At 42.4% G+C, this 12,948-nt stretch carries 16 protein-coding genes, 4 tRNA genes and 1 riboswitch; of the genes, 8 read left to right on the top strand and 12 right to left on the bottom strand.

Translation table 11 applies throughout. The features are described 5' to 3' along the window. The 5 genes from rpmF to lysM all read left to right on the top strand — a co-directional run. The coding region (gene rpmF, locus B2727_RS04425; protein ID WP_291348191.1) for a 50S ribosomal protein L32 at window positions 1-126 on the top strand (126 nt) is incomplete at its 5' end. Between the two features lie 197 nt (window positions 127-323). Beyond that, complete coding sequence (gene fabD, locus B2727_RS04420; RefSeq protein ID WP_033134430.1) at window positions 324-1,310, top strand: ACP S-malonyltransferase; 987 nt, start codon at window positions 324-326, stop codon at window positions 1,308-1,310. Then, window positions 1,307-2,041, top strand: a complete 735-nt coding sequence (fabG, locus tag B2727_RS04415; RefSeq protein ID WP_033134431.1) for a 3-oxoacyl-ACP reductase FabG — start codon at window positions 1,307-1,309, stop codon at window positions 2,039-2,041. The genes fabD and fabG overlap by 4 nt, the downstream gene beginning before the upstream one ends. An 86-nt stretch (window positions 2,042-2,127) precedes the next feature. Beyond that, complete coding sequence (gene acpP / locus B2727_RS04410; RefSeq protein WP_004655272.1) at window positions 2,128-2,364, top strand: acyl carrier protein; 237 nt, start codon at window positions 2,128-2,130, stop codon at window positions 2,362-2,364. 206 nt (window positions 2,365-2,570) lie between these two features. Then, window positions 2,571-3,044 carry a peptidoglycan-binding protein LysM gene (lysM, locus tag B2727_RS04405; RefSeq protein ID WP_004804950.1) on the top strand — a complete coding sequence of 158 codons (474 nt, stop codon included), beginning with the start codon at window positions 2,571-2,573 and terminating at the stop codon, window positions 3,042-3,044. A 67-nt stretch (window positions 3,045-3,111) separates the two neighbouring features. On the opposite strand, the gene B2727_RS04400 is transcribed toward lysM, so the two are convergent. Then, complete coding sequence (locus tag B2727_RS04400; RefSeq protein ID WP_033134432.1) at window positions 3,112-3,879, bottom strand: hydroxymethylpyrimidine/phosphomethylpyrimidine kinase; 768 nt, start codon at window positions 3,877-3,879, stop codon at window positions 3,112-3,114. A gap of 93 nt (window positions 3,880-3,972) precedes the next feature. Here B2727_RS04400 and B2727_RS04395 point away from each other — a divergent pair, with 93 nt between their 5' ends. Beyond that, window positions 3,973-4,647 (top strand): HAD-IA family hydrolase, encoded by a 675-nt coding sequence (locus tag B2727_RS04395; RefSeq protein WP_033134433.1) that lies wholly within the window; start codon window positions 3,973-3,975, stop codon window positions 4,645-4,647. A 47-nt stretch (window positions 4,648-4,694) separates the two neighbouring features. Here B2727_RS04395 and ribB read toward each other — a convergent pair whose 3' ends face one another. Next, window positions 4,695-5,354, bottom strand: a complete 660-nt coding sequence (gene ribB, locus B2727_RS04390) for a 3,4-dihydroxy-2-butanone-4-phosphate synthase (RefSeq protein WP_005205490.1) — start codon at window positions 5,352-5,354, stop codon at window positions 4,695-4,697. Window positions 5,355-5,452: 98 nt separating this feature from the next. Next, window positions 5,453-5,610, bottom strand: a riboswitch (FMN riboswitch). A 185-nt stretch (window positions 5,611-5,795) separates the two neighbouring features. On the opposite strand from ribB, the gene B2727_RS04385 reads away from it, so the two are divergent. Continuing rightward, window positions 5,796-6,020, top strand: a complete 225-nt coding sequence (locus B2727_RS04385; protein ID WP_004804958.1) for a hypothetical protein — start codon at window positions 5,796-5,798, stop codon at window positions 6,018-6,020. A 1-nt stretch (window position 6,021) separates the two neighbouring features. Next, window positions 6,022-7,194, top strand: coding sequence for a hypothetical protein (locus tag B2727_RS04380; protein ID WP_004804960.1), 1,173 nt, complete (start codon window positions 6,022-6,024; stop codon window positions 7,192-7,194). Here B2727_RS04380 and B2727_RS04375 read toward each other — a convergent pair. The 10 genes from B2727_RS04375 to ispE all read right to left on the bottom strand — a co-directional run bounded on the left by B2727_RS04375 (window position 7,191) and on the right by ispE (window position 12,938). After that, complete coding sequence (locus B2727_RS04375) at window positions 7,191-8,981, bottom strand: patatin-like phospholipase family protein (RefSeq protein ID WP_005312665.1); 1,791 nt, start codon at window positions 8,979-8,981, stop codon at window positions 7,191-7,193. The genes B2727_RS04380 and B2727_RS04375 overlap by 4 nt on opposite strands. A gap of 188 nt (window positions 8,982-9,169) precedes the next feature. Further along, window positions 9,170-9,550: an aspartate 1-decarboxylase gene (gene panD / locus B2727_RS04370; RefSeq protein ID WP_004655255.1), complete on the bottom strand. Its 381-nt coding sequence runs from the start codon at window positions 9,548-9,550 to the stop codon at window positions 9,170-9,172. 139 nt (window positions 9,551-9,689) lie between these two features. Continuing rightward, the gene (pth, locus tag B2727_RS04365; protein WP_004804964.1) at window positions 9,690-10,271 is read right to left on the bottom strand and encodes an aminoacyl-tRNA hydrolase; all 582 of its coding nucleotides are present in this window, start codon (window positions 10,269-10,271) and stop codon (window positions 9,690-9,692) included. A gap of 19 nt (window positions 10,272-10,290) precedes the next feature. After that, entirely contained in the window at window positions 10,291-10,587 is a 297-nt protein-coding gene (gene rplY / locus B2727_RS04360) for a 50S ribosomal protein L25 (RefSeq protein ID WP_004663523.1), read from the bottom strand. A gap of 97 nt (window positions 10,588-10,684) precedes the next feature. Beyond that, complete coding sequence (locus B2727_RS04355; protein ID WP_004804966.1) at window positions 10,685-11,638, bottom strand: ribose-phosphate pyrophosphokinase; 954 nt, start codon at window positions 11,636-11,638, stop codon at window positions 10,685-10,687. Window positions 11,639-11,675: 37 nt separating this feature from the next. Beyond that, window positions 11,676-11,750: transfer RNA gene (locus tag B2727_RS04350), tRNA-Gln, on the bottom strand. An 84-nt stretch (window positions 11,751-11,834) separates the two neighbouring features. Further along, window positions 11,835-11,909 (bottom strand) — tRNA-Gln (locus tag B2727_RS04345). A gap of 18 nt (window positions 11,910-11,927) precedes the next feature. Continuing rightward, window positions 11,928-12,002 (bottom strand) — tRNA-Gln (locus tag B2727_RS04340). A gap of 29 nt (window positions 12,003-12,031) precedes the next feature. Then, window positions 12,032-12,106 (bottom strand) — tRNA-Gln (locus B2727_RS04335). After that, complete coding sequence (gene ispE, locus B2727_RS04330) at window positions 12,105-12,938, bottom strand: 4-(cytidine 5'-diphospho)-2-C-methyl-D-erythritol kinase (protein ID WP_033134434.1); 834 nt, start codon at window positions 12,936-12,938, stop codon at window positions 12,105-12,107. Before ispE ends, B2727_RS04335 begins: the two co-directional genes overlap by 2 nt. Between the last annotated feature and the right edge of the window lie 10 nt (window positions 12,939-12,948).

The following is a 12,948-nucleotide window of genomic DNA, read 5'->3' as shown; positions in this document are numbered from 1 at the left end:
GCTTTAACCGAGAATGCATTATCTGTAGACCAAACTACTGGTGAAACTCATCGTCGTCACCACGTGACTAAAGACGGTATTTACCGTGGTCGTCAATTATTCGCTAAAGCAGCTGATGCTGAATAATTGAACTATATGCATTAAGCGTTAGCTTAAAGTATAGAAAAAATGGGAGCGAAAGCTCCCTTTTTTGTTGTTTTTCGCAATTATAAAAAGAATTAATCAGTGTTAAATTGCCGCATCGCTAAAGAGTCTATTGTCATTCTCATGTAGAATTATGAGTATTGATAAAATTGGCGGTAGACTAATTTAAGGATTTTTATATGTCGACTAAACGACTTGAGCAGGCTGCTCAAGCAACAAAAACAGCATTTGTTTTTCCTGGTCAGGGTTCTCAAAAAGCAGGTATGCTGGCTGAACTTGCAGAGCAGTTTAGTGTCGTTCAAGATACATTTGCTGAGGCATCAGCTGCACTAGGTTTTGACCTTTGGCAGATTGCCCAAACGGGTGAAGGCTTGGACCAAACTGAAAATACCCAACCTGTGTTACTGACCGCAAGTATCGCGCTATGGCGTGTATGGTTAGAGCTGGGTGGTATTGTGCCGAAATACTTGGCTGGACACTCTTTGGGAGAATACAGTGCGCTTGTTGCAGCGGAAGCAATGAGCTTGGCTGATGCAGTTAAACTGGTTCATTTACGTGGCAAACTGATGCAGAGTGCTGTTCCTTCAGGTGAAGGTGCAATGGCTGCAATTCTCGGTTTGGCTGATGAGAAAGTGGTCGAGCTTTGTAAAAATGCTTCTGCTACAGGTCAAGGTTCAGTTGAAGCCGCAAATTATAATGCTCAAGGCCAAGTCGTAATCGCCGGTAGTACAGCATTGGTTCAGCAGGTAATGGCAGAAGCAAAAGAACAATCAGGGAAAGCAATTGCATTGCCTGTTTCTGTTCCCTCTCATTGCACATTAATGAAACCAGCGGCGGAAAAGTTTGCCGAAGCTTTGGAACAAACTGCCATTGAGCTACCATGCCTTCCTGTAATACAAAATGTCAACGCGGAAATCGCGACAGATGTTGCTCAATTACGTCAGGCGTTAACCGCTCAATTGTACCAATCAGTACAATGGACGCGTACGATGCAATATCTGCAAGATCAGGGTATCCAGTACGTGGTTGAATGTGGCCCGGGTACGGTACTGAGTAATCTTGCTAAGCGATTACCGAACATAGAAAAAGCATTTGCCCTTGATAGCAAAGCACGTATGGAAGATGCCCTAAACGCAGTGTTAGTGGCAGAAGGAAAAATTGCATGACACAACAACGAAAAGTTGCGTTAGTGACAGGAGCAAGCCGAGGCATTGGCGCAGCAATTGCACAGCAACTCATTCAAGACGGTTTTTTTGTGGTTGGTACCGCAACTTCTGAAGCAGGCGCGCAAAAGCTGACAGAAAGCTTTGCTGAACATGGGACAGGTGCTGTACTTGATGTTCGCAATGGCGAAGCGATTGATGCACTGGTTTCAGACATCGAGCAAAAATATGGCTCAGTGTTGATCTTGGTCAACAATGCAGGCATTACCAAAGACAACTTGCTGCTGCGTATGTCAGAAGATGATTGGGACGATATTCTCAATATTCATCTAAAAGCGGTTTATCGTTTGTCTAAGCGTGTATTGAAAGGTATGACCAAAGCACGTTTTGGCCGCATTATTAATATTAGTTCAGTGGTTGCACATTTTGCCAACCCTGGGCAAGCGAACTACTCGGCAGCAAAAGCAGGGATTGAAGCATTCAGTCGTAGTTTAGCCAAAGAGATGGGTAGTCGTCAGATTACAGTGAACAGTGTTGCACCTGGTTTCATTGCCACTGAAATGACTGATCAGTTAAGCGAAGATATTCGTAAAAAAATGATTGATCAAGTAGCTTTAAATCGTCTAGGTGAACCTCAAGATATTGCAAATGCAGTGAGTTTCTTGGCGAGCGATAAGGCTAGTTACATTACTGGTACAGTTTTACACGTAAATGGTGGTCTATACATGGCCTAAGTGGCGATGTATAAACTTTTAAAAAATCTTATATTCAATTAAACTAGTGGCAAATTAAAACGCCACAAGCAATGAGGAGAATTCCTGTGAGCGATATCGAACAACGCATCAAACAAGCAGTAGCTGAACAATTAGGTATGCGTGCTGAAGAGATTAAAAACGAAGCATCTTTCATGGATGACTTAGGTGCTGACTCTTTAGATTTGGTTGAACTTGTAATGTCTTTTGAAAATGATTTTGACATCACGATTCCAGATGAAGATTCAAATGAAATCACAACTGTTCAATCTGCAATCGATTACGTAACTAAGAAACTTGGTTAATCATCTTGCATGATCAAAAGCCACCGCAAGGTGGCTTTTTTGTGTTTGTACGTTTTGCAACAGAATGTTTTTCATTAAGTTCTATCGAATATACATATATTTACAAGACCGCGTTAAATTGAAACTCGAGTGTTTTATTTTTTCTGTATAACTAGATGTAGGTCTATTTTGACTATTATGCATTAATAATTACAGAGGAAATAACAATGGGTCTTTTTGATTTTGTTAAAGGTATTGGTAAGAAAAATACAGCACCAGCTGAACCGCAAGCTGCACCAGCAACGCCAGCTGAACCATCAGCTCAAGAGATTGCGAATAAATTATTAGGTTTGATTAAAAGTTTAGGTCTTCCGATTGATGGTTTATCGGTCACATATAATGGCAATACCGATACAGCAACCATTAAAGGGCAGGTTAAAACCCAAGCAGATAAAGAAAAGATCGTACTTGCTGTCGGAAACATTGATCATGTTGCACAAGTTGATGATCAACTTACCGTGGAAACACCTGAGCCAGAAAGTAAGTTTTATACCGTGAAATCAGGAGACAATCTGTCTAAGATTTCAAAAGAGTATTATGGTGATCCAAACCAGTACAATAAAATTTTTGAAGCCAATCGTCCATTACTCAAAAATGCAGATGATATTTTCCCTGGTCAAGTACTCCGTATTCCACAGTAATTGATCCGAAATAAAAAAGGCGCGAGATGCGCCTTTTTTATTGAAGATTCATTTGTTCAGGGATGATTTAAAAACGTTTTGGAATCTTTTGCCCATTTGGTACAGGTGTCTCAGCATGTTTTAACACTCCAAATAACCATGTTTCAGCATGTTGAACCGCAATTTTAAGCGAATCACCGAGTGCTAAACGTCCTGCAATAAAGCTTGCCAATGAACAACCTGAACCGTGGTATTGACCTTCTAAGCGTGGGCAGCGGCTTTCTGCAAGCATTTTGCCATCAGCATAGAGCACGTTGCGGATATGATCAGGCGTATCTTCGTGCCCACCTTTGACCAATACTGCTTTTGCACCCATTTTAAACAGTTTATGTGTGGCCTGTTCAATATCATCAAGACCTGTTAAGGCTCTTAACTCAACCGTATTGGGGGTAATCACCGTTGCTAAAGGAATCAACTCCACGAAGGCTTTGACCAAGGTTGCTTGGTCACCCAATGAACCGCCGCTATTTGCCACTAAAACGGGATCTAGGACATATAAATAATCTGGATGTTCTCGTAAAAACTCGGCTAATGCAGCAATATTATCAGTTGTGCCTAACATGCCTGACTTTACACATTTAATCGGTAAGTCGCTGACCACGGCATTGGCTTGTGCCAGCAATAATTCCTTTGAAGTGGCTTCAAAACCAAATACTTGCTGTGAGTTTTGAATCGTCAGCGCGGTACATGCAATGGCAGCATGCGCACCACTTTGCCCAATTGCTTCAATATCTGCTTGTAAGCCAGCACCACCAGATGGATCTAGTCCTGAAAAACAAAGTACGGTCGGACGCACTGCAATTTCCTTTTATTCTGCAATCTACGGTAGTATAGGGAAGTTTCGAGAAACTCTCGACTGCGTTGTGTAAGACTGTAAGAGATTGAACGAATGACGATCAAAAATATTCTCATCGATTTAGATGGAACCTTAACAGACCCTAAAGCTGGGATTCATGGTTCAATTCGTTTTGCGCTAGAAAAATTAGGTCAACCTTTGGCAAATGACATAAATTTGGATTGGACGATTGGCCCACCTTTAAAAGCATCTCTGGCAAAATTACTCAATACTCAAGATGATGATCTGGCTGAGCAGGCATTGCTGGCTTATCGTGAGCGTTTCTCAGTGACTGGTTTATTTGAAAATGAAGTATATCCAACGGTCGTTGAGACGTTGCAGCAATTGCAATCACAAGGCTATGCTTTGTTTTTGGCGACAGCAAAGCCTACAGTTTATGCGAAGCAAATTTTGATTCATTTTGATCTAGCTCGGTATTTTACCGAAATGTATGGCAGTGAATTGACTGGTGAGAGAACCAATAAGGCGGATTTAATCGCTTATATTCTGGAACAACAGCAGTTAGATGCACAGCAATGTATTATGGTGGGTGATCGCCAATATGACATTATTGGTGCACGTGCCAATGAGATTGAAACCATTGCTGTGAATTATGGTTATGGCACGGCAGAAGAGTTGGCTCAAGCACAACCTGTGATCCAAATTTCGCAATTTAGTCAGTTGATTGAAGCTGTTGCTGAATTGAACGCCGAGCGAAAAGTTTCATAAAACGAATTGTAAAAAGCCTCGATGATTCGAGGCTTTTTTATCTCTAATTAGACATTGTGTTTTAAGCGGTATTGCACCAGTTCTTCAATGCTAATCACAGTTAAACCATGGGTTTGTGCATAAGCAAGCACTTGAATACCAGAAGCCATAGAGCCATCAGGATTGGTCAATTCACACAATACCCCAGATGGTTTTAAACCTGCTAGACGTGCTAAATCAATTGTACCTTCCGTGTGACCACGACGGCTTAACACACCGCCTTCACGCGCACGTAAAGGAAATACATGACCTGGACGGCTTAAGTCACTCGCTACTGCGCCATCTTTGGTTGCAGCTAAAACTGTGGTGACACGGTCTTTGGCAGACACGCCTGTGGTTACACCTTGTGCCGCTTCAATCGTTACTGTAAATGCTGTTTTAAATTGGCTGGAATTGTCGACGACCATGGGTGGAAGTTCTAAATGATCAGCTAAGGCTTCTGTTAAGCATAAGCAAACAATACCTGAACCATCACGAATCATTTGCGCCATGGTTTCGACAGTTAAAGTTTCAGCAGCAATAATCAAGTCAGCTTCGTTTTCACGATCAAAATCATCCATCACCAATACAGGTTTGCCTTGGCGGATATCTTCTAAAGCTTGTTGAATACGTTGTTCAGCAGGGGAAAGGGCTGAAAAGAAAAGTTCGGGTTGGATTAAACTAGACATAATGAAACGCTCTCGTAAATTGGATACGGTTGAACATTTCAGGACTGATGTAAAAAATAAGCGTGCACAAAAACAACGCAAAAAGCGTATTTCAGTGGTTTCGTCTTCTTTCATCCGGACTATACCGTCGGCTTTGGTCTCTCACCAAATCTGCGAGTATATAAAAATATATACAGGCTCGTGGGCTGATTAGGTCATTTGATTAGAATGCCTAACTTACCACCGGTGGGGAATTTCACCCCGCCCTGAAGCGATGTGCTTCGATTATAGTCGGATTTTTATGAGAAAAGGCAACTTTTTATAGAATGAATCGTTCTATAAAAATGAAAAAATTTGCTGAGAAGTAGCTCTAGTTTTTCTATCGATCTGTGAAACTGGCAATGGATTTAAATTGAGCATACACTCGAAAGATAAAATAACAATAATTCAAGGAGTCGATAAATGGAGCAAGCAGATAAGACAGAATTAGAACGATTGGCACAACAATTACGTCGGCCTGTGATGAGTCTTCAACCATTTTCACAACTTTCTAATCATGATTTGGCTTGGCTCAATCAACAATTACAACAGGCCATCAAAAATGAGGATCAGAAAATGAATCGTAGTGTGTACCAAACACCTTTTTTCCTTCGTTGGCTGTTTCGAAAAAATAAAATGAGGGAATAGCATGACTCGATTGGCAGTACAGGCAGAGCTGATTAAGCTCGCTCGCATTTTGCAGGTCTCAGAGCAAGAATTAGAGTTTATGCAGTTTTTGGCCCCTGAAAACCTTAGACAGTTTCGGTTTGCGATATTAGAACGACTACAAAATCGTCAGAAAAAGCGTTTCCGTTACCTAGCAGCATGGGTGAGTTGGTTACCACGTTGGGTAAGTGTTTTTATGGTTAAACACTTTTTAGAACCCTTTATTGTCGCCCAGATTGCAGTGTATTTATCTACAGAAAATTCTTATCGAATAGCGAAGCATTTACCTGCAAAAACCATAGCTGCAATTGCTGTTTATTTAGATCCTCGATTGGCAAGAGAACTACTTGGTTATCTTACTACACATCAAATTACCGACATTACTCAAGTTCTATTGGAGCAGCGGGACTTTGTGACAATTGGTCGTTTTGTCAGTATGTTGTCAGATGCGGTATTACAAGATGTGGCGCAAGTGGTCGAGAGTGAAAGTGATCTGTTAGAAATAGCTTTTTATATTGAGTCCCGAGAGCAAATCGATCATCTGGTGCATGTTTTGCCCAAGCAGCGCATTGAGCAAGCCTTATTGATTGTGGGTGATCCAGCCCAGCGACTGGTATGGCCTAAAGTTTTGGCTTTAATGAGTTATATCAGTTATGGACTTAAGCAGGAGCTTGGTGATTTAGCGGTTCAGCAAGGGGAATCCGTTGTGAATGCGATTATTCAAGCCACACAGGAAGACCAATTGTGGGAAGACATGTTGCCTGTCGTGGCCTGTTTGTCGGCGCAAGCACAGAGCTTTGTTGCTAATTTACCGACATTAAGAAGAGTAGAGATTATTCGGAGTATTGTAGAGGCGGCTGATCGTTGTGATTTATGGACGGATATGTTGGTTATTGTGAATTATATGCAAGATGAGGCAAGGGAGGTTGTTGCCACGGCGATTGCCCAAATTGATGAGCAGGTCCTGCATCATATTGCCTATGCATCATTATTACGCTCACAATGGGAAGTTACTTTCGATATTATGCGACGTATGCCAATCGACAAGCAGCAGCTATGTCATCGTATTCTAGATGGTTATATGCAGCAATTAGATCCAGAAACTTATCAATATTTAGATGGGCTATTGGATCGTTATCAGATTCATTCGGCTTAAGCACTAGGCAACGTTTCTCGAATTGGCAATAAGGTTTCTAGAGCATGCTCATAGCCGCGTTCGATTAGTTCATCTAATTTATGCCAGTCAAACATACCGATACCTTCAATGGGCATGCGGATATGTAAATTGGCGCGTTCAATTGCCGCTGTTTGTATCATGGTATCACTCGCAAGGGTCGCGGTACGCATCAAAATCTCTGCCAAACGTGGTGCATGTAGAAGCTTATCTTTGATGATTTTATTCCAGTTCAATAATGCACTTTGATCTGGTTCTTCTAAACCAATTCCTGGGACTCGAATATCATCATGCAAGCTGACATTGCTAGCAATAATGGTGCCTCGCTCTAAGTTTTGCATAACATCTGTGGGGAGATTGTTAATTACACCGCCATCACAGAGCAGGTTTTCATGCCAAGCAACAGGAGGAGCAACACCCGGCACACTCATGCTGGTTCCAACCCAAGTCGCCAGTTCACCTTGATCATGAATCACCGCTTGACCTGTCGTAAGGTTGGTTGAAATACAGTAATAGGTCTGTCTGAGCTCTTCAATTCTGCGACTTCCAAAGATGGCCTGTAATCGGGTATGGAAACGTTGCCCACGAATCAGTGAAACGCGAGGCATGGTGTAATCATTGAGGTAATTTCGTGCGACAAAAGTTTCATAAGCAATATGGGTCATTTCCACACTATCAAAACCACAGGCGACTAGCGCCGCCACAAATGCCCCCATACTGGTGCCCCCAACAATATCAATCGGGATATGTAGTTGTTCAAGCGCACGAATTAAACCAATATGGGCAAAGCCACGTGCACCACCACCACCAAGTACCAAGCCAACGCCTTGGCTGGAGATCTGACGAGCGACGGCGCAGATATCGGCCTGTGCCCATGGGTGAATAAAGTAGTGGGCGCGGGCATGATAGAGCTGTTTCCAAATCAATGTATGCGGAGATGGGTCTCCTTCGGAACGCAGTAAAACCAATTCAATTGGACTTTGCCAATCATGCTGATTCAATACATCCGATAGTCTGGTTTGAGTGGGTGTTTGGTTGGCCTCCGCCAAAATCAATATTCGATCAGCTTGATGTAAACAGCGTTTCGACCATTCATCATCACTGCAATCCGCAGCATAGAGTACATAACAGTGTTTTTCCTCTAAATTGGCCAGCCATTGGCGTAGTTTTAAATCTTCACTACTGTAATCTAATGGGGTTTGGCTAAAACCTACCCCAAATAACGCATCAATATGTGCAGCAGTGACTAAACGAACTTGAGGCCAACGTTGTAAGTGCTCGGTCAGTTTTTCTGCCAGATGTGTGGCAGGGATATGTGCGGATACAGGAATTACTGAAAGTGTACGACTGTGTCCCATTGCATGACAATGTTGTAATTCGGGTTGCGAGCGGTGAATGATGAGTCGAGATAAAGCAAATAACACTTTGGGGTGTTGGTGAATGAAATCTAGAAATTGTTGTTGTGGAATACCGAGTAGAGCAGTGTCACGGACTGCATTGACTGTACCTTGATGAGGTTGATTGGAAATGACACCTGTTTCGCCAACAATATCATGGCGACCAAAATACGTCAGTAAGCCTGCCGAAGTGGTCAATTTGACCCGACCATAAGCAACAATATACACATAATCGGCAATATCATGTGCACAATAAAGCTGCTGTCCTGTTTGTAAATGACGAATATGACAGTGAGGCACCAAGCTTTCTAGGGTGGTGTGATCGGAATCAGCAAAGAGGCTAACTTTGCTAAGAAGATGAGTAATATCCATATTGTTCAAATTATCATTATTGTCTTCTTATTGAACAAATTTTGGTGCTGTTTTACAAGTTTGCTTGCGTAAAACTTGGCCTTATTTTTCAGTGTTTTTGTATTTTGCCCTAGAGGATGAATGGGCTGTGTTTGTGCAATAAAAAAGCCAGTTCATATTGACTGGCTTTTTGAGAATCTTTATAGGTCTTATGCAATTTGTACAGGAATACAGTTTGCAGTGTGGTTCACTGTATTGTCTGGGTTTGCATAAACTAAACGTGGTTTGTGAAGATTGGCTTCGACTTCAGTAAAGTCACCGAAAGTCGCAATAATCACTAAATCACCAACATCAGCTTGATGGGCTGCGCCACCATTCACTGAAATAATACCTGAGTCATCTTCACCACGGATTGCATAGGTGGTGAAACGTTTGCCGTTAGTGACGTTCCATACGTGGATTTCTTCGTATTCACGAATCCCTGCTAAGTCCATTAATACGCCATCAATTGCACAAGAACCTTCATAATGAAGCTCTGCATGAGTCACAACTGCACGGTGAATTTTACATTTTAATAAACGAGATAGCATGGCTAGCGTCTCCTGAGTAAGACCTAAGATGATTATCTTATGGTTGACTTGTCACGTTTTCCGCGGGCTATAGGCGGTTTGATGCGCATTTTGCGCTTAAAAATGCAATATGGCAAGCGGGATTGATCAACAATTCAGTTTAAGCGGGTTTGTAAGCGTTAATTTGATTCATTGCCTGTGACACTTGTCCATCAACAAGCATTTTCACTTGAGATAGGGCATGGTCAATGGCTGCATCCATTAAGCCTTGTTCACTGCTAGGTGCTTTACCAAGCACATGACCAGAAACGCGTTCTTTGGCACCCGGATGACCAATTCCAATACGTAGACGATGGAAATTAGCACCGATATGCGGGACGATATCGCGGAGACCATTATGTCCACCGTGTCCGCCACCTGTTTTCAAGCGAATAATGCCAGGATTCATATCCAGTTCATCATGCGCAATCAGGATTGCTTCAGGTGCAACTTGATAAAATTTAGCGAAAGGGACAACACTTTGACCAGAACGGTTCATAAAAGTGGTAGGAAGTAATAAACGGACATCATGACCTTCGATTTGGCCACGACCACTGTATCCATGAAACTTTGGATCAGCTTTTAAAGAAATGCCATAACGATCTGCAAGCTGTTCAACGAACCAGAAACCTGCATTATGGCGGGTTTGGGCATATTCCTTTCCAGGATTGCCCAAACCAACAATTAGCGAAATATTTGACACTAATTTACGCCTTTAACACTTATGCGCGTTTGAAGTCAGCGTGCATAGGCGTGTTTTTAGCAGGGTGGCGTTGTAACGCTTGGATTTTAACGTTTTCAACTTTGTCACCGATTTTGATTTCGATAACTTCTTCGAAGAAAGCGTTGTTTTCTAAAGCTTTAACGATTTCACGAAGCTCTAAAGTAACGGCTACAGGCTCAGCGCTACCACCATAGATGATTGCTGGGATTTGAGCAGCGTGGCGAAGGCGGCGGCTCGAACCTTTCCCTTGTTGTGCTACTTCACGTGCTTGAGCGTTTAATACGAAGTTTGCCATGGGCATATCCTCATTGAGTTTGAGTAACTAAACTTGCGACCAGTTTAGTGATAGAAAAACCCTAGCGAGCTAGGGTTTAAGAAAAAAAGCTGGGCTATTATAGATAACTATCGAACATTGCGCTAATAGATTCTTCGTTATTGATACGACGAATTGTTTCAGCAACCATGCTAGCAACAGAAACTTGGCGAATTTTACCTAAGCTTAGTGCTTCATCTGAAAGAGGAATTGTGTCAGTAACAACAAGTTCATCAATGACAGAGTTACGAAGGTTATCAATGGCTTTGCCAGATAAAACAGGGTGAGTTGCATAAGCAACAACACGACGAGCACCAAATTGTTTTAGTGCATCGGCCGCTTTGCAAAGCGTACCTGCTGTATCTACCATGTCATCGACGATCACACAGTCGCGATCTTTAACATCACCAATCAAATGCATCACTTGTGATTCATTTGCTTTTTGACGACGTTTATCAATGATAGCCAAATCGATATCACCCATTTGTTTAGCAACAGCACGGGCACGAACCACACCACCAACGTCAGGTGAAACAACCACAAGATTGTGGTGTTGTTGCTGGCGTAGGTCAGCGAGTAATGCTGGCGTACCATAGATGTTATCAACAGGGATATCGAAGAAACCTTGAATTTGGTCTGCGTGCAAGTCAATCATTACTACACGGTCAATACCAACAGTTGTCAGCATGTCTGCAACAACTTTCGCAGTAATCGGTACACGAGCAGAGCGTGGACGACGATCTTGGCGAGCATAACCAAAGTAAGGAATGACAGCAGTGATACGACCAGCACTTGCACGACGCAAAGCATCAGCCATCACCAAGATTTCCATTAGGTTATCATTGGTAGGGGCACAAGTAGACTGGACGACAAAAACGTCTTTACCACGAACATTCTCAGTAATTTCAACTGAAATTTCACCATCAGAGAACTTGCTAACAGAAGCAGCACCTAAAGGAATATGTAAATGGCTTACGACTTTTTGAGCGAAATGTGGATGAGCACTTCCACTAAAAACGACAAGATTGGGCATGAAGCACCCTTGGCGGTTGGCTTATAATGAATTTGGATGGCAGGGGCGGCTGGATTCGAACCAACGGATGCCGAGATCAAAACCCGGTGCCTTACCACTTGGCGACGCCCCTAATGCGGCAGAACTTTAAAGGTTTTAAAAGATAATGTCAATATATTTGAGCAAATATCAATATAAAACAAGTCTGTCTAAGATATGGCAGGGGCGGCTGGATTCGAACCAACGGATGCCGAGATCAAAACCCGGTGCCTTACCACTTGGCGACGCCCCTAAATTCGATACTATGTAATGGCAGGGGCGGCTGGATTCGAACCAACGGATGCCGAGATCAAAACCCGGTGCCTTACCACTTGGCGACGCCCCTAAATATTACATGTATCTACAGATGAAAATTGGCAGGGGCGGCTGGATTCGAACCAACGGATGCCGAGATCAAAACCCGGTGCCTTACCACTTGGCGACGCCCCTAACAGGTAACTTCAAAATGTCTTAGAGGTGATTCTGCTAAACTGTTGACCAAGTAAGCTTTACAAGGCGCGTTTTGCAAAATTTGCTCTATATTCATTTCATCGGTTACTTCAGTAAAAACACAAGCACCTGTACCTGTAAGCTTTGCTAGACCAAATTGATCTAAATATTGCATTGCTTCATCTACTTCAGGGTATAACTGTCGAGCCAGAGGTTCAAAGTTATTTCCAAAATTAGAAGGTTGTAACTGATAGGCGCAAAATGTAGTGATCTTAGAATCTCTTGTCAATGTTTTTTGTGAAAAAAGCTGTTGAGTGCTGATAAAACAGTCAGGTTTTAAGATTATGAATTTTTTTTGAGCTAAGTCTATGAATGATAAATGTTCACCGATGCCTTCTGCCCATGCATTACGACCTAAAACAAAGATCGGAACATCTGCCCCAAGCTGTACGCCATAATCGGCTAATTGCTGTTCATCTAAGCCGCATTGCCAGAGCTGATTCAGTACAATCAGTGTGGTTGCTGCATTGGATGAACCACCACCGAGACCAGCGCCCATTGGAATGTTTTTTTCAATGCTGATAGTTAGCCCACAGATTTTTTTTGCATGTGGTTTGAGTAGCTGTGCAGCACGATAGATTAAGTTTTGTTCAAGAGTGACTTCGTTCAGACCCTCAATTTGAATGATTTGCTCTGAGCATTGCTCAAAAGTCATCCAGTCATATAGATCAATCAGTTGAAAAATAGTCTGTAATTCATGATAACCATTGTCACGACGACCTGTAATATGCAGAAACAAGTTCAATTTTGCAGGGGAAGGCACTCTAATCATAAAAACAATC

The organism is Acinetobacter sp. UBA991, from assembly GCF_002292065.1.
In the GTDB taxonomy this organism is placed as follows: Bacteria; Pseudomonadota; Gammaproteobacteria; order Pseudomonadales; family Moraxellaceae; genus Acinetobacter; species Acinetobacter higginsii.
The sequence above is the reverse complement of the archived record's forward strand: the minus strand, read 5'-3'. Positions and strand labels throughout refer to the sequence as shown.

Coding starts and splice junctions, on each gene's coding strand:
- fabD (WP_033134430.1), top strand. CDS start 324: ATGTCGACTAAACGACTTGAGCAGGCTGCTCAAGCAACAAAAACAGCA.
- fabG (WP_033134431.1), top strand. CDS start 1,307: ATGACACAACAACGAAAAGTTGCGTTAGTGACAGGAGCAAGCCGAGGC.
- lysM (WP_004804950.1), top strand. CDS start 2,571: ATGGGTCTTTTTGATTTTGTTAAAGGTATTGGTAAGAAAAATACAGCA.
- B2727_RS04395 (WP_033134433.1), top strand. CDS start 3,973: ATGACGATCAAAAATATTCTCATCGATTTAGATGGAACCTTAACAGAC.
- ribB (WP_005205490.1), bottom strand. CDS start 5,354: ATGTCTAGTTTAATCCAACCCGAACTTTTCTTTTCAGCCCTTTCCCCT.
- B2727_RS04385 (WP_004804958.1), top strand. CDS start 5,796: ATGGAGCAAGCAGATAAGACAGAATTAGAACGATTGGCACAACAATTA.
- B2727_RS04380 (WP_004804960.1), top strand. CDS start 6,022: ATGACTCGATTGGCAGTACAGGCAGAGCTGATTAAGCTCGCTCGCATT.
- B2727_RS04375 (WP_005312665.1), bottom strand. CDS start 8,981: ATGGATATTACTCATCTTCTTAGCAAAGTTAGCCTCTTTGCTGATTCC.
- panD (WP_004655255.1), bottom strand. CDS start 9,550: ATGCTATCTCGTTTATTAAAATGTAAAATTCACCGTGCAGTTGTGACT.
- rplY (WP_004663523.1), bottom strand. CDS start 10,587: ATGGCAAACTTCGTATTAAACGCTCAAGCACGTGAAGTAGCACAACAA.
- B2727_RS04355 (WP_004804966.1), bottom strand. CDS start 11,638: ATGCCCAATCTTGTCGTTTTTAGTGGAAGTGCTCATCCACATTTCGCT.
- ispE (WP_033134434.1), bottom strand. CDS start 12,938: ATGATTAGAGTGCCTTCCCCTGCAAAATTGAACTTGTTTCTGCATATT.